This is a genomic window from Phyllobacterium lublinensis, from assembly GCF_020164435.1.
Lineage (GTDB): Bacteria > Pseudomonadota > Alphaproteobacteria > Rhizobiales > Rhizobiaceae > Phyllobacterium > Phyllobacterium lublinensis.
The window spans coordinates 401288-416636 of record NZ_JAIUDQ010000001.1 but is presented as its reverse complement, the minus strand read 5'-3'; the positions used below and the strand labels follow the sequence as shown (position 1 = coordinate 416636).

The 15349-nt window shown below is 53.1% G+C and carries 21 protein-coding genes and 1 tRNA gene; 9 read left to right on the top strand and 13 right to left on the bottom strand.

Annotated elements, in window-relative coordinates; all coding sequences use genetic code 11:
• Window positions 1-4: 4 nt before the first annotated feature.
• Together K9U38_RS02105 and K9U38_RS02100 are read right to left on the bottom strand one after the other, a co-directional pair.
• Window positions 5-1675, bottom strand: coding sequence for a terminase large subunit (locus K9U38_RS02105; RefSeq protein WP_224492671.1), 1671 nt, complete (start codon window positions 1673-1675; stop codon window positions 5-7).
• Complete coding sequence (locus K9U38_RS02100) at window positions 1675-2238, bottom strand: hypothetical protein (RefSeq protein ID WP_224492670.1); 564 nt, start codon at window positions 2236-2238, stop codon at window positions 1675-1677. The genes K9U38_RS02105 and K9U38_RS02100 overlap by 1 nt, the downstream gene beginning before the upstream one ends.
• Before the next feature lie 1039 nt (window positions 2239-3277).
• Between K9U38_RS02100 and K9U38_RS02095 the strand changes: the two genes are divergently transcribed.
• Window positions 3278-3469 carry a hypothetical protein gene (locus K9U38_RS02095; RefSeq protein WP_224492669.1) on the top strand — a complete coding sequence of 64 codons (192 nt, stop codon included), beginning with the start codon at window positions 3278-3280 and terminating at the stop codon, window positions 3467-3469.
• A 217-nt stretch (window positions 3470-3686) separates the two neighbouring features.
• Here K9U38_RS02095 and K9U38_RS02090 read toward each other — a convergent pair.
• Window positions 3687-3760, bottom strand: a tRNA-Met gene (locus tag K9U38_RS02090).
• Between the two features lie 185 nt (window positions 3761-3945).
• Between K9U38_RS02090 and K9U38_RS02085 the strand changes: the two genes are divergently transcribed.
• The 4 genes from K9U38_RS02085 to K9U38_RS02070 all read left to right on the top strand — a co-directional run bounded on the left by K9U38_RS02085 (window position 3946) and on the right by K9U38_RS02070 (window position 6689).
• Window positions 3946-4422 carry an Hsp20 family protein gene (locus K9U38_RS02085; RefSeq protein WP_224492668.1) on the top strand — a complete coding sequence of 159 codons (477 nt, stop codon included), beginning with the start codon at window positions 3946-3948 and terminating at the stop codon, window positions 4420-4422.
• Window positions 4423-5199: 777 nt separating this feature from the next.
• Window positions 5200-5508, top strand: coding sequence for a DUF1236 domain-containing protein (locus K9U38_RS02080; RefSeq protein WP_224492667.1), 309 nt, complete (start codon window positions 5200-5202; stop codon window positions 5506-5508).
• 232 nt (window positions 5509-5740) lie between these two features.
• Complete coding sequence (locus K9U38_RS02075; RefSeq protein ID WP_224492666.1) at window positions 5741-6061, top strand: PepSY domain-containing protein; 321 nt, start codon at window positions 5741-5743, stop codon at window positions 6059-6061.
• 25 nt (window positions 6062-6086) lie between these two features.
• On the top strand, window positions 6087-6689 hold the full coding sequence (locus K9U38_RS02070; RefSeq protein WP_224492665.1) for a general stress protein: 603 nt from the start codon (window positions 6087-6089) through the stop codon (window positions 6687-6689).
• Window positions 6690-7207: 518 nt separating this feature from the next.
• Here K9U38_RS02070 and K9U38_RS02065 read toward each other — a convergent pair.
• The 7 genes from K9U38_RS02065 to K9U38_RS02035 are packed head-to-tail and all read right to left on the bottom strand — an operon-like array spanning window position 7208 to window position 10809.
• Window positions 7208-8215, bottom strand: a complete 1008-nt coding sequence (locus K9U38_RS02065) for a COG3904 family protein (protein ID WP_224492664.1) — start codon at window positions 8213-8215, stop codon at window positions 7208-7210.
• A gap of 43 nt (window positions 8216-8258) precedes the next feature.
• Window positions 8259-8843 (bottom strand): transcription termination/antitermination protein NusG, encoded by a 585-nt coding sequence (nusG, locus tag K9U38_RS02060; protein WP_224492663.1) that lies wholly within the window; start codon window positions 8841-8843, stop codon window positions 8259-8261.
• Between the two features lie 27 nt (window positions 8844-8870).
• Complete coding sequence (locus tag K9U38_RS02055) at window positions 8871-9179, bottom strand: LexA family protein (RefSeq protein ID WP_224492662.1); 309 nt, start codon at window positions 9177-9179, stop codon at window positions 8871-8873.
• Between the two features lie 11 nt (window positions 9180-9190).
• The gene (locus K9U38_RS02050) at window positions 9191-9421 is read right to left on the bottom strand and encodes a hypothetical protein (protein ID WP_224492661.1); all 231 of its coding nucleotides are present in this window, start codon (window positions 9419-9421) and stop codon (window positions 9191-9193) included.
• Window positions 9408-10034, bottom strand: a complete 627-nt coding sequence (locus tag K9U38_RS02045) for a YdaU family protein (protein WP_224492660.1) — start codon at window positions 10032-10034, stop codon at window positions 9408-9410. Before K9U38_RS02045 ends, K9U38_RS02050 begins: the two co-directional genes overlap by 14 nt.
• Entirely contained in the window at window positions 10031-10237 is a 207-nt protein-coding gene (locus K9U38_RS02040) for a hypothetical protein (RefSeq protein WP_224492659.1), read from the bottom strand. The genes K9U38_RS02045 and K9U38_RS02040 overlap by 4 nt, the downstream gene beginning before the upstream one ends.
• On the bottom strand, window positions 10234-10809 hold the full coding sequence (locus K9U38_RS02035; protein WP_370631804.1) for an MT-A70 family methyltransferase: 576 nt from the start codon (window positions 10807-10809) through the stop codon (window positions 10234-10236). The genes K9U38_RS02040 and K9U38_RS02035 overlap by 4 nt, the downstream gene beginning before the upstream one ends.
• Before the next feature lie 191 nt (window positions 10810-11000).
• Between K9U38_RS02035 and K9U38_RS22095 the strand changes: the two genes are divergently transcribed.
• Window positions 11001-11825 carry a DUF6161 domain-containing protein gene (locus K9U38_RS22095; RefSeq protein ID WP_370631803.1) on the top strand — a complete coding sequence of 275 codons (825 nt, stop codon included), beginning with the start codon at window positions 11001-11003 and terminating at the stop codon, window positions 11823-11825.
• Between the two features lie 57 nt (window positions 11826-11882).
• On the opposite strand, the gene K9U38_RS02025 is transcribed toward K9U38_RS22095, so the two are convergent.
• Window positions 11883-12197 (bottom strand): hypothetical protein, encoded by a 315-nt coding sequence (locus K9U38_RS02025; protein WP_224492658.1) that lies wholly within the window; start codon window positions 12195-12197, stop codon window positions 11883-11885.
• Between K9U38_RS02025 and K9U38_RS02020 the strand changes: the two genes are divergently transcribed.
• Window positions 12196-12648, top strand: coding sequence for a hypothetical protein (locus tag K9U38_RS02020; protein WP_224492657.1), 453 nt, complete (start codon window positions 12196-12198; stop codon window positions 12646-12648). The two genes, K9U38_RS02025 and K9U38_RS02020, sit on opposite strands and share 2 nt — an antisense overlap.
• 11 nt (window positions 12649-12659) lie before the next feature.
• Here K9U38_RS02020 and K9U38_RS02015 read toward each other — a convergent pair whose 3' ends face one another.
• Together K9U38_RS02015 and K9U38_RS02010 are read right to left on the bottom strand one after the other, a co-directional pair.
• Window positions 12660-12920 (bottom strand): hypothetical protein, encoded by a 261-nt coding sequence (locus K9U38_RS02015; protein ID WP_224492656.1) that lies wholly within the window; start codon window positions 12918-12920, stop codon window positions 12660-12662.
• Window positions 12917-13486: a DUF2312 domain-containing protein gene (locus K9U38_RS02010; RefSeq protein ID WP_224492655.1), complete on the bottom strand. Its 570-nt coding sequence runs from the start codon at window positions 13484-13486 to the stop codon at window positions 12917-12919. The genes K9U38_RS02015 and K9U38_RS02010 overlap by 4 nt, the downstream gene beginning before the upstream one ends.
• Window positions 13487-13817: 331 nt before the next feature.
• On the opposite strand from K9U38_RS02010, the gene K9U38_RS02005 reads away from it, so the two are divergent.
• Together K9U38_RS02005 and K9U38_RS02000 are read left to right on the top strand one after the other, a co-directional pair.
• Window positions 13818-14504: a LexA family protein gene (locus K9U38_RS02005; RefSeq protein WP_224492654.1), complete on the top strand. Its 687-nt coding sequence runs from the start codon at window positions 13818-13820 to the stop codon at window positions 14502-14504.
• Window positions 14505-14508: 4 nt separating this feature from the next.
• On the top strand, window positions 14509-15339 hold the full coding sequence (locus K9U38_RS02000; protein WP_224492653.1) for a tetratricopeptide repeat protein: 831 nt from the start codon (window positions 14509-14511) through the stop codon (window positions 15337-15339).
• Window positions 15340-15349: the final 10 nt, after the last annotated feature.

The following is a 15349-nucleotide window of genomic DNA, read 5'->3' as shown; positions in this document are numbered from 1 at the left end:
CTCCCTATGCGAAGATCATCTGATACTTCGGTTCGCGCTTGGCTTCCGGATTGCGGCACATCACTGTCACGGCATCGAACAACGCCATTACCGGGTCAATCTTTGCGTCGCCGGCGTTCTGTTTCGTCGCGCGGATCGCCGTAGCCGTGGGCTCGATCTTGAGATTGCCAACACACCAGTTCATCAGCGCCGAGCCTGAGTGGCGCAGCGTGCCGTTCGTCAGCTTTCGCTCAGTCGTCTTGATTGCATTCATCATGGCGTAACCCTGCGGCGCACCGATAATGTTCTTGGCCTCGTCGTTTACGCCGATATCATCGAGAGCGTCGACCAATTCGCCCAAGCCCGCCGGGTCCACTGCCACCGCGGCGAGGAGGTTGCGGTCTTTGATGTCCTGAATAATCTCGATGATCTCCGAAAGGTCATCGAGCTTGTCGTCGACGATCGTCAGTTCGCCCGCCTTCTCGAAGTCCCGCAGCTTGGACGCAATGGACTTGCGCCGATCGAGCACGCCGACATGGCACCAGGCGTGAGACCAGCAGAGCCAATCTCTTGTCAGTTTCTGCCGACCGACGATGGCGAGTCCAAAAAGATCATCAAGGCCACCTCCGTCGATGCCCGGAACGATCACGTCGCAGTTCTCGAGAATGTAGTCGAGCGTAATCGCGGTATCAGATCTGGCCGACCAATAGTCGGCCCCAGCCCAACGGTTTGCTCTGAGGTTTTGGCCTATTTCTAAATTTAGGTGCTTTGCTAGAAAGACGTTACGAGTTTCCGGACCCTTGGCGAGTTCCTTGCGGAGTTCGTCCTCAAGCCATTCCTGGCGGACCGAGCGCCCAAGATTCGGATTGGTCACATAAAAGTTTGCCGGTGTGAGATAATCCTCATTCTGGATCATCGATTTGGGAAATTCGTACAGTACGCCCAAGAACTTCTTGTCCTGAATGCGGCCGTCCCTCACATCCCGCGCATAGTCCAGTTTCGCCTTGAAAACCCCTGCTGGCGGTTCATCGCTCTGCGTTGAGAGCGAAATGATAAAGCCCTCTGGTCGCGATACCAGGCCCCCGGTTGCCTCACGTAGCATTGAATCGGCATTTGGTCGTTTTCCGAATACCCACAGTTCGTCGATCAATATTCGACCCGACTTCTTGCCGGAAACCGTGTCGGTGTCAGCCGCCACAACTTTTAGCGCTGCCTTGGTTACGCGGTGTGTGATTGTTCTCACATGGTCCTGGACAAGGAGGAGTTCCTCCAACTCAGGATCTGCGCGAACCATAGAGGCAGCCGGCTTGTAGCTGTTCTGCGCGACTTCAATCGTTGGCGCCAGTATTAAAAGCTCTTCATTATGGCGCCAGTTAATGATCAGAGCCGTAAGCATGATGCCTGCAGCTATGGTGGATTTCGCATTCTTCTTACTGATTAGTAGAAAGAACTCTGTGACAAGCTGGTGTCCAGTCTCTGGATCGTTCGAGCCGAAAATTGCAGCGACGAAATCGAATACCCATTGTTCAGAGACTTCGCCAAAAGTGGGTTGCCCGGGAATGTCCACCACGCGCAGCGATTTGAAAACGTTCAGCGCATGTTCGGCCTCGTCGGGAAACAATGGCGAGAATGGGATTAGAGACCGTTTGGCAACGATACGCTCGTTCCAATCGAGGCAAGCTGTCGTCCATTCCATCAGGTGTTATTGATCGCCAATCGCGGACCGGACCGCGTGGCGTATTTGGAGCCACTCGCAGCCGCTTCCTCAGCTTGGTGTTGACGTTGAGCTTTCTTACCTTCCGGAGCCTGCGCTTCGGAGAAGGTCTTGAAAGCCGTCGCCAGTGATTTAACGACGTTGGCCCTGTTTGGCAGATCAATTGCCTTCAACATGGCAGCTCGTCGACGGGGATCGCTCTCCTCTGCTTCGATCATTTCGGATAGGTCGGTATTATTCGTGGTAACGGCGTCCAATTCTTCAAGTAGACGAGCAATAAGGTTTCGGCCCTTTCCAACAATGTTTTCTGGTTTGGTCGCATCAATCCCCGCCATAATGACTGGCTCTACGTGCACTTCCGATGTGCGAACCGCCTGCGAACGAAGATTCGCCGCGTTGCGAACCCATCCCTCAGCCTTCGCCTTCTTGCGAATTGCTGTGTCGGAAAGTTGATACCAACGCCCCATCTCCCGTATACCCATGGTTCCGGCGCGATAGTCCTTCTCGATCTCTGCCCAATTGACTGCTATTTTTTTGGTGGTCATTGACTTGCTCGCTCTTCGGTTCGCAGGTGCAAACTCTCCAGCAGAAAAAAATCTGCCCATGCGGGGCACGCGGGTCTAGCCTGGGGAACAGCTTCAGACTTTTGACCACCCCCCGTCTGTGTTAGTAAGCCATTGGAGAATGATCTCATGAGACCGCCAATGAACGCTTAGTAGGACAAGCGCTCCTGTCTCTGCTTCTCGCTATCGTGGCACGTCTTGCATATGCACTGGAGGTTGGTGTCCTTCCAGAATAGGCACGCGCTGCCACGATGGGGTAGTTTGTGGTCAGCTACCAACTGGGAGGTAATAGGCTCTATCTTTGCGCACATCCCACAGGTGAACAGATCGCGCACAAGGATACTCATCCGGAGCTTCTGCCAACGGGCAGTCTTGTACCACTTCCGCCACTCCTGGGTTTCGTCTCTATAACGTGAGCGCTCAGACTCATCGCCTGGCGCATATCGCTTCAGCCTTGGGGACAAGGTGCTAACCCTCGGCTTCAGAGTCTTCAATGCCATGGTCTAAGCCTGTCTGCTGTCATTGAGCATGCGTCACCTCTGCTGGCCTGAGCGGACGCGATCAGTCTTTGCGCAGTCTGAGTAATGCGAATGGGGATGAGGATGCATGCCACGGCATTCCCGACGCGGGACGGTACTTCCCTATACCTAATGCAGGGCCAGCTGCCCGTCCTGTTCGAAGACCTCGGTAATTCGCGAAGCGGCCACCGGTTTCTTAGGTGATTGCCGGTGTTGGGTGTACACTCAAAGCTTCCACGGAGGAGATATGCCCAAAACCTACTATTCTTGCCCGATTTGCGACGAACCAGTTCATGAAGTGTTTCCGAGAGCAGAAGATTTGATTGAGTTTAGCTGCCCTAACTGCGGCCAATTTCGAATTTCCAAGACGTCAATCAAATTTCTGAAGGACAAATCGCGCGCTGAGCGGGAGGCCTTACTGACCGAAGCGAGGCGGAACGCCCAAGGGGGAGAAAGCGTTGCTATCATAGGCGCAAGCGGGTTACGCGCGGAAGGAAATCGAAATGACTGATAAAGAGCCAACAGCCAATTGGAAGAATCGCGCTCCGGGGGAAGTTGGAGAAACGTACACTGTCGATCACCTGATGGAAGCATTCCAGCTTAATAGGGATGATGCCGAGCAGTTAATCATTAAATTCAACGGTGACTGCGAGAGGATAAATGCGTCTGTCAGTGGCCGAAAAGCACGCAGATAGTAATCTTCGCAACTGCCTGTCCACTCCAGGGCGTCAGAGGTTCGACCATCTGAACCATATAAGGAACCAATGACTCTCTATTTATGGTATCTCGTGGTGCTGGGCAGCCCGGTAGTTCTGGGCGCCATAATAGTATTTGACAGGATGAAGCGCAGGCGCCTGGCCGCCCAACAGAAGCGCGAACCCGGAAAAACCTAAGACTCAGGCGCTAATCTAGTTGCAGAGGCAGGATTCGAACCTGACGCTCTTGGTTATGAGCCAAGCGAGCTACCAGACTACTCCACTCCGACAAACTGAATCCTGGGTGAGTTTCCGAGCGGGGAAAAAATTTTTCCTTGGACCGTCGGAAAACCTTGACGGGGCACTTTTCAATAACCAAATTTTTTGCCGTCGGTCGCATGGTTGGGCCGACAGTCAGGGAGCGCCAAGCTTCTTGGCGCCCCTCATTTCTATGTTGCTCAAAGGAGGACTTAGCTATGAGAAGCAACGTCGACTTTTCCCCGTTCTATCGGTCGAGCGTCGGTTTCGACCGCATATTCAACCTGCTTGAAAACTCTGCTCAGCCCCAGGGTTCGGACAAATGGCCGCCCTATGACATCGTCAAAGTGGGCGAAGATAAATATCGGATCATCATCGCTGTGGCGGGTTTTGGTCAGGATGACCTTTCTATTACCCATGAACCGAACATGTTGGTCGTCAAAGGCGACAAGTCAGGTGACGAGGAACTCCAGTACCTTCATCATGGATTGGCGCTGCGTCCCTTCGTTCATCGGTTCGAACTCGCCGATCACGTGACGGTGATGGATGCGCATCTCGACAACGGCTTACTCGTCATCGAGCTCAAAAAAGAGATTCCTGAGGAGATGAAGCCGCGCCGGATTGCCATCGGCGGTATCGGCAACACGATCGCCGGCGAAAGCTCCAGGCAGGTTAGAGACAGCCACGCGGCGTGATCTTGAGCTAGTCGAGAGAGTTGCAGACATGCAAGCTATCACGTCAAAGCCAATCGGGAAACGGACCGCACCGCCGGAGCTCCTGCAGAAGGTGAAGGCGCAAGCAAATGGTACCTCACTGCCTCCGCAATCAATTGCTGAGATACTGAGAAAGGCAAAGGGAGGGTGTATGAAGCATCGATTTAGGTCAGTGAAAGACTAACCCATATCTGACAAAAGGTCTTGGGAGCGGGCATCAAGTACCGCCCGCTCCTACGATAGCCGAGAATCCTCATGACCTCTAACGGCGTTAAGCCTTCGGCCTATGCCGTATCCGCCATTGCGCGCGTTCGCTTTGCGGAGGCTCTCGACCTGCGCCCTGCCTCGCGCTCTTGCCACCACCTGCCACGATTGATTACCTTTGATTCTTTTCAAACCCCGAGGAGGCAGAATGACCAGGTTCGAAATCACGTTCGTCGCGTCACCACCGCTTCCGCCTCTAGTTATCGAGGACGGACGAAACCTTGGTGAACTTGCTGCCGATCTTCAGCGGATTGGACATATTTTTTCCACTGAAGTGGTAGTTTTATCTGGGCGCCCAGAACGCTCTCAGACAATCGCTCTATTCCGCGAGGCAATCCTTAAAATCCGCGAAACTGCGTAGATGACCAGTTGACAGCAACCGACGCTTGGCCGGTACCGCCGGGCGTCGGTAACCATATTGCTTCAGACGCTGAATAGTTCGGAACCCTTTCGATCGGCATTGGTTTTACAATACGTTAGAAACAGGAGACCGATATGATTTTCCGAAACACGATTGCTATTACCATCCTTCTTGCAGGAACTGCTATTGCGGCTGCTCAGACTGTTGTGGTCACGCCCGAGCAGGAAACAGTAGTCCGAGAGTATGTGACAACCAACCCGGTCGTAGTCGAACGTCCCTCCAACTTTGAACTGGTGATCGGGGCGATTATTCCGGACGTATTCAAGCCTGGCGCACTTGCCGACAACACGCTGCCGAACAAGTATCAGTACGTCCAAATGGACGGTCGCACCGTACTGATTGACCCCCAGACTCGTAAGGTCGTGCATATCATCGAAAGATGACCGATTAGGCCCGCTCTCCGCTGGCAAAGAATGCATTGGTGGAAAACGCAGCGCCGCGAGCAATCGCGGCGTCTCGCTATCGAATTGGTTGCGGCTGGTCGAATTCGGACCGACGATCTACTGGCTATGTTCGTAGAGGCCGTAAAATTTCAAGGGTTTGATCCGCTTCGGAACCTTTCATTTAGGTAGAGGGTTATTCTCTCGTAAAGAATCCTGCTTAGGAGAGAAATACATGAAACGCATAGTATTAGCCCTAGCGGCAATGACCCTGATTACCACGGCAAGCGCTCAAGATGCGACCAAGCCCTCTACAGATGCCCAAACTCCGGCAGTTGCAACCCCCGATACCCAGAATCCCGCAGCTCCAGTAGCGGGCGAAAACAGCTTCACCGAGGGTCAGGCCAAGGAACGCATAGAGGCTAAGGGTTACACCGATGTCACAGCCCTCACCAAGGGTGAAGATGGCATTTGGACGGGTACCGCGATGAAGTCCGGCAAACCCTTTGAGGTAAAATTGGACTTCCAGGGAAACATTACTGAAGCCGCTAAATAAGAACAACAAATTGGAGGGTTTGACGATGCAAACATTTGCTGGACTTTACGATGACTATTCCGATGCACGCGCAGCCGTTACCGCGTTGGAGGATGCAGGCATTTCGTCCTCGGACATCACTATTGTTGGCCGGGATAGTGACGGCTTCGACAACGAAAGTAATGCGGGCGAAGGCGCTGCTACAGGTGCTGGCGTCGGCGCCGTTGTGGGTGGAACCGGGGGTTTGCTGGCCGGCTTGGGTATGCTGGCAATCCCCGGTATTGGCCCGGTTGTCGCTGCGGGTTGGCTCGCGGCAACGGCAGCTGGTGTTGCGGCAGGTGCAGTGGCAGGCGGCGCAGCCGGGGGGCTTATTGGCTCGTTGACGAGCGCCGGCGTTCATGAAGATGAGGCCCACGTTTATGCGGAAGGCGTCCGTCGTGGCAGTACCCTCGTTTCCGCGCGAGTAAATGATGATAAGGCAGACGTTGCACGCTCCATCCTCGACGATAACCGACCTGTGGACATTGATGCACGCCGTGCAATGTACCGAGAGGAAGGTTGGGAACAATTTAATGGGGATAGTCCTGATCTTACTGACGAAGAATTAGCGCGCGAGCGTGAGCGTGCCAGAACCTACCGCCCCCTCTAAAGCATTCAAATATCTCTTCGCAGCGAAGCGGGGGGCTGCGTAGAGATAATCCAAGCTGACGATCGAGACATTGTCCAAGTTTATTGCCCCGATGTCCGCCACAACCATTAGCGAGCGTTGATAATGGTTCTCGGGATGGGTTTAGGTATTGGAATCGGGGCGACACTGGGGAACATGTTGTTTGACAGTGTCTCGATCGGAATTGTGGTAGGCATCACAATCGGTGCCGCGATTGGGTACACTCTCTCGAAATGACGATTTACGTTGAAAGCCACTCTGGGATCGTTGCGGCACGCCGGATTTGCCGCCGGTCTGCTGATGAGCCGGCCGAGACACCACTTCTCCACTCCGCATAGAAATCCATTTGCCGCGAGCTAATCTGCTCGGACTGGGTTTGACCGGCGAGTATTCCCTGTCCCTAGGTCCGCACTGAACATCAAATCATCCACCTTCGTGTTTAACCTGATTTCGTTCCTATTGGAAGGATTATTTTCTCCTGATTGCGATTTGTAACGGTTTCACTGCAGGACGTAATTGAAACTCTGTAGTTGGTCTTTTCCGCCTTCGGTATTCATTGCTCTGATCCCTAAAAACATCTCGGCTTCTGAAGATCCCCTTATCTGAACACCGAAACTGTTTGAGTTCGCAATTAATTGTGCTTCTTGTTTATCCAGTTTAGCAAAAACATTGACGTAGATACCAACCACGGAACGCGCCGACCTATTGGAAATGTCGATTTTACTCTCTTCTCCATTCACCACGATCTCCACGAGTGGAAATTCAGTCAGTTCCGTCTCGCGACCTTGGGCTTCAATCACTGCGTGAAAGTAAAAGCCTTCATCGCGCACATAACCGAGCATAACTTTATGGTGCCCATACAATGAGTCCCTTTCGCCGCGCACGTAAAGGATCTTATTGCGCCCTTGTATGCTCCAGGTGACGTCAGTTTCGCCTCCGGTGACGATCCCAATCCGTTCAAGTTCATCCTCGTTAACTAGCTTTATCGCATCGCTACCCGCTGAGGTCGACAGGTCAAGAAAATCCGGCGAAATACCCATATCGCTTATATAGCGCGCAATCTTGGCCGAAAGCACTTGCGACAGACCAATGTGGTCTGGTTTGGGGTCCCTAAAGGAAAACTGATGGACGCCAAACTTTGACCCACTGTTAAAGTATCTAAGCTTCCCGCCTAGAAATATCAGAGTTGCGGCACTCATACATTGGCCAGGCAACAGCTTGCGCGCAACAAAATATTGGCTGTTCTTATCGTGGTCGAGTACGTAACTCCCAACATTCGTCGAAAACCAAGCACCTCGAATAATTCTTCCAATATTAATTGCCGTCTCGACGTCGCCACCAGATGAATTGATGTAGATGTCAGTTCGGGGTGGCGGCGCAACGCGTGCCAAAAACTCTTGAAACTTGATATCGTCACCAGGTTCGATAAACCCGATTACATTAATCGAAAAATGACCGCCAAACATCTGCTCGATTTCAGTCTGAGGATCGGTGTATTCAAATTGCAAGCCAACTCACTCCTAGAATCGGGATACCTATCAGTTAATCGGATTACGCCGCAGACGAAAGGTGTTTTGCATCAAACTCTATTGGTGTCATTCTTCCAAATATTAGCATAAGGGCCCTGATCTTTCCTGCGTTAGTCACTTCTTGGACAACACCAGCATGCTCTGAAAAAGGATTTGCTGGATCGATCACGAATATGCTCTGACCGGGCGGGAACTGGCGGGCCGTGTTCTCCTTCACCGACGCCAATTCTTCCTTTCTATGAATCCGTGCTGCGCGGGTATCATCAAAATCCATCTGAATTTCTGCGATGTAGATATCTTCAACGCTATATTCGGAAACGCGGATCGGGCGGCCGTTAACGCCAAGCACACCCTCGACACCATCACATTTTCGCAGTCGGTAGAAGTCCGGATTTATCCTAGGCTGCCCTACGAACAGATAGCGCGGCATTAGCGGCTGATCCTTCACGACATAGGCCTTGGTGCGCCTGTGCTGCACTTCCATCCTTCGGCGCGGCAAATAAACGTCATACCCCGCTTTGCGAATATTTTCGAAAGCCTTCTCTTCGCCCTTCACGGTGGTACGCACAACGTACCAGTGTTTGCTTGTATCGATCGCCGCTTTCATTTCCTGCCCTTAGAATCTCAACACTGCTCATGCTGCCTTGAAGATGATCGATCGCTTGTGGCGTGGTTCTATCTCAATATGGCCACGTGCCTGTAACCGGTGTCGCAACTGAAAAGCAGCAACCGGCGAGCATCCCAGTGAGCCAGCCAGCTCCTTGTCCGTCGGCGGCACGCCATGTTCCTTCGAAAAGGCCTTCATGAAGTCTAGCGCCTGCTGCTGGCGATGGGTCAGCCTTTTTGGCTTGGGATCGTACTGACGCACAATCTCACGAGCCAAGGCAGGGCTGGCAGCGATGAGCCGCTTGGCGCGTTCCTGAATTTCATCAATTTCAAACATTACGCTTACTCCTACTGGATAGCTGGCTGCCCCGGCTTCACACCGGCACGGGCCATGATTTCCCGCATCTGTTTGCGGTAACGAATTTCATCGCAGAGCTGCGCCGTCGACGGGCAATAGGCCTTGTTGACCTCCTTGACCTCGCCCAGGCGGAACCGCTCCACGGCTGCAACCACGTCGACGCATTCGAAGTCCTCGACAGCATCGAGGTAAGCACGAAGCTGGAGATCAGGATCTGACATGGGCGATTGCGGGAAACTCCCGAACAGTTTGGTCAATGACTTTGTCGCCTTGATCTTCTCCGAATTGTTCATTTTCCTTGAGCTCCTGAATCAGTGAACGTGCTGCATCTGTTGATTTCCGAACATGGACAAATCCATTCGGTTTTCGCGCGCTCGCGCGCTCTGAAAAACTGTCAAGTTTTTCTATGGGATTGGGTTCTGGGTTATGGGGGCTTTCGTTTCGATTATCGTTTGGGTTTTCATTTTGAGAACCGTTAGCTTTGTCTAAGCGATTGTTTATGTTGTCTCTAGGCCTGCCGCCGCGTGCTCCATTGATCGCATTTTTGGTGCGCTTTTCACTCACATAATCCCATTCTTTTTTGAGACGTTTTTGCGTGAGAAAATCGCCTTCGACGGTGAGGAACGGCATCAAACGCTTCCGCATCTTGCGCCAAGCCTTCAAGTCCAATCCGACGATCCTGGCGATATCCCGGTCGTCATCAGGAACCGTCCCATTGCGCCGCCACATGGCCATGAGCAGCAGAAAGTAGGCGCCATGCTCTTCGGTGCTAAGATGCGTCGTGTCAGCCAGATAGGCGTCTGGAAACACTGGCATGGCGGGAGCGGAACTCATGCTGCACCCCGGTCTCGCTCGGCAGCTTGGCTATAATCGGATGCAGCCTGTTTCAGGACAGCAAGCTCCCGCCACTTCGTCTCAATCTCATGGTGCGGACGTTTGCGCCGGCCTTCCGAGAAATCCTGAAGCCACGTGGCTTTCCCGATGACGAGCTTGTTCAGCTCCTCGGCCATCTCATGGTTTGGAATGGGGTCCATCATGCCGCTTCTCCAAACTTGCCGGTCTCACTGCCCCAAACGGTCCATCCGGGCCGATCAGTGCGTGAGAAAAGCTCGATGCGACATGCGCTAGGCATCAAACGTTCCGCTTCGCGATATGCTTCTTCAGGCTTTCGAGAATGCTCTCGCGCCTTTCCGTGAATCACCGATCGGGTTGATTTGGTAAGCTTCGGTTCGCCTCGTTTGGCGATAATGAACGGCTCATGGGCACCACGAAGGCCGTAACCGGTACCGAAGGACACCTTGCCGTGTTTGGTCATCTTTACCCAAACACCCTCGGTGCAATACTCGAATCCCCATGCCTTTACGGTGGTGAGCTGCTGTGGAAGCATCGGCGCGGTGCACCAAAGCCAAAGCACACAATTCGGCGATGCAAGATCCATGACCGGAAGGGCGTTGATTTCCTCAAGAGGCATGGTTTCGTAGTGCGACTGTGCGCTCTTCGCCTCCCCTTTCGGCGATCTGACAACAAATCGCCAAGGCGGATCGGCCATGATCATGTCGAAGCTGTGAGGGTTGATGTCGCCGAAGGGCCAGTCAAACAAGTGCATCATTGCACCTCAACGGTGTAGAGGTAGTCGAGGACAATCAGAACAACGAGCAGCCTCAAAAGCACGATGCAGATCGCCACTTCCCAAGGCTTAGCGGGGATGTCGTTGTCGTTCACGCCAGCCCCCTTTTGTGCCATTGCAATAGTTGCTTCCAGCGGCCTATGAATTGGCAAGGCTGAAATGGGGGGAATGTTATGGCTGAGGAAGAAAATCTGACCAAAGGCAGCAATCATCTTGGGCTTCCTGAGGAACAAATCGGGCTGGGCGGTGGTCGGCGGAATATGACTGAGGAAGTCATTGGCAAATTCGTGGATCGGCACCTCGAAAAACGCGCGGAAAAGCTTCGGGATATTGGCGTCTTTGCGGACACAATCGACGATCGTTACAATCACGTTTCGCGCGATTTGATGACCCTTGAAGGCAGAATGGATGATTTTCAAAAGACGGTCGGGGATCCGGTAACCGCGTTTGAAAACTTCAAGGCAACCGTAGTGGAAGAACTGAAACTTAAAGAGGCTCGGCTGCTTTGGACGCAAAGCGCTGAGCGCGCAAAAAATGCTTACATTGCATCCTGTGTGGTTCTTGTCTTGCTGCTGGTTGGCGTTCCTGTCTTGGCCATATTGAACTCCGCGGCGATATTTGCCTTTTTCCATGCTCTCGGCCAAGCGGTTCTGGTCGACCTTCCAGAAAATGCTACCGAAACCGCAATTTTGATCGCCGCTGTTAGCCGCCTCGTGCTCGTAACACTCCCAGTAGCCCTTTTTATCTGGCTCATTCGCATCGTGGTTAGATTCAACATGCGATCGCTTCTGCTGATGGATGACGCCAGACAGCGAAACACTATGCTGGAGACTTATCTTCATCTTGTAGAACAAGATAAAGATGTTAGAGCAGATCGACCTTTGGTCCTGGAAGCATTGTTCAGAAGAACGCCCGGACATGGTCCAGATACGATTGAGCCCCCCAATCTTTCCGAAGTTTTGAAGCTGGGCAATTTCGGTCCCAACAAGGGCTCTTAAGTTACTCATTTCACACCCCTGATCTCAGGCGCAATCCACTCGGCAAGCGAGGCTGCCTTATCGCGCAGTTTCACCGCGATTTTCAGACGACGCTGAGTTGACAGCCATCGCAGCAATAGCGGCGGTCTCGGATTTGAATGCTGCATGCGTCTCCCTCGCTCGGATCACTGCGCGCATCTCTTCGATCTCGCGATGGTCGATCCGTGTAGTTTCTTTGTTGAAAATCGAGCGGACGCGGCGGCGCGTCCATTCGTCGTTGCATTTGTTCAAGGCGCGATACGCACGATCCAACATGCTCTTGACAGGCTCGCGTACTCCGCGACTTCCGATGACGTCGTCGAGCAAGTTGGCGGCAAGATCGGCGTCAGACATGGCTAGACCTTCCGAAAACTTGGGTGAGATTTCCACGGGCTTGGGAGATGTTTCCGGCACTTTGGGTGACTCCGCTCATATCGTTGACCACATGAGCGATGAGACACCGAACAAAACGGAGACAGCGACGAAGCACAAAGAAGATGCCCTTGATAGGGCGAGCGACCGCAACAACCAGAGCGATGGGGATCACGAGGTTGATGATTGGTCCGAAAAACAGATTGGATTTCTTGCCGGCGCACTCCTGTCCCGCGTGAAGGCAAGAAAAGGGACGGAGGAAGCCAAAGCCGCGGCTTCCTCCGTCAGTCTTTACAGCCAGGGAGGGGAACAGGGAGGTGGTGGCTGCAATTCGATTGTGCGGCTGGACGTCCGTGCGCGCATTCGCAGAAACGGCGTTAGCTTGGCAGGACACGCCAACGAGAATTTCAGGACAGAACAGAAGCTCAAATGAGGCGCGATCCATCAGGAAGCCCTCGCCAGGATCGGAGGAAGGCCTTCTGCAACACGCAGCTCGTCAACGAACTTGGTCAAGCCACGGCGTTCAAACTGCCTGCGGAACTTTCCCTTGGAAACGATGTAATGATAGCGATGCCCATTGATGCGGTAGCCGTGCTTTTCGAGATAGCGGCGGAGCGCAAGGAAATCGCTGTTGTCACCCTGCGCAAATTTGCGGGGACCGCCGTTCTTCTCAAGCCATTCGCTGATCAGGGTCGTGGTCGTCATGCGACCTCGCTTTCCGGCGCAATCAATTTCGCACAGGAGTAGCAATGCTTCAGACCGGAAGCGCCACAGGCATCAGGCTTCTGACAATGTGGACGATAGTCGCGGATCGACTTCGTCTGATCCTGCAGAAATGCAGGCGGATTGAACGTGGATGTGGAAGCTTCATTAACGGGACCAGCGACGTCCACCTCGTTTTGGGTCGATGCGCGCGCCGCGCTGCCATCTACATCGTCGCCTCCTGTGTTGGCAGCCACTTGGCTGCTAAGTTCTTTGGAAGGAAATTCGTCAATGTTTTCTCGTGTGCGCGCAGACGCGGGCGCCTGACCACCAGTCTCGTACGCGGTGAGGTACAAATCGAAGATCGCTTCGCGCTCATGCAGCGTGTCCTGGCCAAGTTTCTGGACCTTGCGGACATGGGAAACCACGTGTCCGAGCGCGGTCTTGTCGTAACCCCTACCCTTGGCCTCCGCATAAACCTCGCGGATATCTTCGCCGAGCGCGTCCTGCTCTTCCTTGAGGCGGAGAATGCGGTCGATCAATTGTTTGATTTCCGCCTCGGCGCTCATGCAGCGTTCTCCTCGATCGGGAGAAAATCATTCGCGGTAAGATCGACGCCGGCCTCCTTAGCGTATGACAACAGCTTAGGCGCATGGTTCAACGGTATAATCCCGCCCGTACCGCCCTTCTCTTTTGGTTGCGTCCAACGGTACACGCGAGTGCGACTTGCCCCCGTCACTTCTTGGACGATACCCAATCCGCCGAGACGGGAAATAATGCTCGTTGCTGGCTCTAGTGAGTGTGTCATAACTCTATTGTGCTATAATCGCACAAATAACGCAAGCCTAAATATGCGATCTTCGCACAAGACGGCTGATTTTTCGTGTGCGAAAATCACATATGATTGAAGATCCTTACATAAAGTGGGTTGTTGAAAACCTTGAGCAGCCCGGCAAGACCCAAACCGGCCTGGCCGAAAGCCTCGGATTGCATCCATCGGCTATCAACAAGGTTGTGAAAGGTAAGCGCCAGTTAAAGACCCATGAGGTCACGGCAGCCGCAGCATACTTTGGTGTAACGCCCCCTACGCCGGAGATCCGCGCCGCGGCCGGCGGTCTGATCCCGGTCCCGGTCGTTGGCAAAACGGAAGCAGGTTCCTTTCGTGAGGTGGATGAATTGGACCAGTCGGAACAAGTTTTTATTTCGCTCCCACCGGATGATCGATTTCCGGGTGCAAGGCAGATGGCATTTGATGTCGAGGGCGATTCTATGAATGCCCTAAAGCCTCGACCGATTTTTTCGGGGGACCGCGCGGTAGGTGTAGCTTATGAAGATGTGGCTCACGAAGCCACCCTCCGCGACGGCATGATTGTCGTCGTTCAGCGCACTCGCGACGGTGGCCATACGCGCGAGTGGTCGATCAAACAGATCGAGATTTATCACGATCGGACCGAGTTCCATCCGCGCTCAACCAACGCAAAACATAAGCCTATCGTGATCACTCGCGACATGCACGCCGATGATGGTTCAACCGTTGAAATCATAATGCTTGTGCGCCGTATAGTGAATGATTTGCCTTTGGGGTGAGTGGTTGCATGTTGCGTTTCTGGTCCTGATGATCACATTTACGGTACCGAACATTGCTCGTGCAGGACAAGAACAAGGCGATGCAGCATACCAAGCTCATAACTATATTGAGGCTTACAACCACTGGAAACCGCTAGCTGAACAGGGCTCGGCACAGGCGCAGTACGACTTAGGTCTGCTCTTTCTAAATGGCTTTGGCGTTTCCCAAGATTATGCCGCGGCCTTTACGCTCTTTCGGATGGCTGCAGACCAGGGATATGCTCAGGCTCAGAATAACCTTGGCGCTATGTACGGAAAATCGTTAAGAGTACCGCAAAACTACGAATTGGCTGCAGAATGGTATAGAAAATCTGCTGAGCTTGGAAACGCCGTCGGCCAGGCAAATATTGGCTCGTATTACTATTTCGGGAAGGGTGTCCCCCAGGATTTTGTCAAAGCCCTTGTTTGGTTGAACAAGGCTGCGGACCAAGGAAATGTCACCGCTCAATATAATCTCGGCATGTTTTACCTCGAGGATAAAGGCATCTCTCTGAACTACGCTCGATCCTTGGAGTACTTCACTAAGGCGGCGTCACGGGATCACACTGGGGCGCAATTATCTTTAGGGCTTATGTATTTCCAAGGACTAGGCGTGACCAAGGATTACAAGCGAGCCTTAGAGTTGTTCACAAGAGCCTCGGATCAAGGATCGGCCAACGCACAATTCAATCTGGGCGTTATGTACCATGATGGGCTTGGCGTGAATGCCAACACAGCCACCGCGGCCGAATGGTGGCACAAGGCTGCCAGCCAAGGACACGTCGAAAGCCAAAATTATCTTAAAGCGTTATCCTAGGAAAAATCTT

Bases quoted from the DNA above. Each gene is read 5' to 3' on its own strand.
- K9U38_RS02105 (WP_224492671.1), bottom strand. From the start codon at position 1,675: ATGGAATGGACGACAGCTTGCCTCGATTGGAACGAGCGTATCGTTGCC.
- K9U38_RS02100 (WP_224492670.1), bottom strand. From the start codon at position 2,238: ATGACCACCAAAAAAATAGCAGTCAATTGGGCAGAGATCGAGAAGGAC.
- K9U38_RS02095 (WP_224492669.1), top strand. From the start codon at position 3,278: ATGACTGATAAAGAGCCAACAGCCAATTGGAAGAATCGCGCTCCGGGG.
- K9U38_RS02085 (WP_224492668.1), top strand. From the start codon at position 3,946: ATGAGAAGCAACGTCGACTTTTCCCCGTTCTATCGGTCGAGCGTCGGT.
- K9U38_RS02080 (WP_224492667.1), top strand. From the start codon at position 5,200: ATGATTTTCCGAAACACGATTGCTATTACCATCCTTCTTGCAGGAACT.
- K9U38_RS02075 (WP_224492666.1), top strand. From the start codon at position 5,741: ATGAAACGCATAGTATTAGCCCTAGCGGCAATGACCCTGATTACCACG.
- K9U38_RS02070 (WP_224492665.1), top strand. From the start codon at position 6,087: ATGCAAACATTTGCTGGACTTTACGATGACTATTCCGATGCACGCGCA.
- nusG (WP_224492663.1), bottom strand. From the start codon at position 8,843: ATGAAAGCGGCGATCGATACAAGCAAACACTGGTACGTTGTGCGTACC.
- K9U38_RS02055 (WP_224492662.1), bottom strand. From the start codon at position 9,179: ATGTTTGAAATTGATGAAATTCAGGAACGCGCCAAGCGGCTCATCGCT.
- K9U38_RS02050 (WP_224492661.1), bottom strand. From the start codon at position 9,421: ATGTCAGATCCTGATCTCCAGCTTCGTGCTTACCTCGATGCTGTCGAG.
- K9U38_RS02045 (WP_224492660.1), bottom strand. From the start codon at position 10,034: ATGAGTTCCGCTCCCGCCATGCCAGTGTTTCCAGACGCCTATCTGGCT.
- K9U38_RS02040 (WP_224492659.1), bottom strand. From the start codon at position 10,237: ATGATGGACCCCATTCCAAACCATGAGATGGCCGAGGAGCTGAACAAG.
- K9U38_RS02035 (WP_370631804.1), bottom strand. From the start codon at position 10,809: ATGATGCACTTGTTTGACTGGCCCTTCGGCGACATCAACCCTCACAGC.
- K9U38_RS22095 (WP_370631803.1), top strand. From the start codon at position 11,001: ATGGCTGAGGAAGAAAATCTGACCAAAGGCAGCAATCATCTTGGGCTT.
- K9U38_RS02020 (WP_224492657.1), top strand. From the start codon at position 12,196: ATGGCTAGACCTTCCGAAAACTTGGGTGAGATTTCCACGGGCTTGGGA.
- K9U38_RS02025 (WP_224492658.1), bottom strand. From the start codon at position 12,197: ATGTCTGACGCCGATCTTGCCGCCAACTTGCTCGACGACGTCATCGGA.
- K9U38_RS02015 (WP_224492656.1), bottom strand. From the start codon at position 12,920: ATGACGACCACGACCCTGATCAGCGAATGGCTTGAGAAGAACGGCGGT.
- K9U38_RS02010 (WP_224492655.1), bottom strand. From the start codon at position 13,486: ATGAGCGCCGAGGCGGAAATCAAACAATTGATCGACCGCATTCTCCGC.
- K9U38_RS02005 (WP_224492654.1), top strand. From the start codon at position 13,818: ATGATTGAAGATCCTTACATAAAGTGGGTTGTTGAAAACCTTGAGCAG.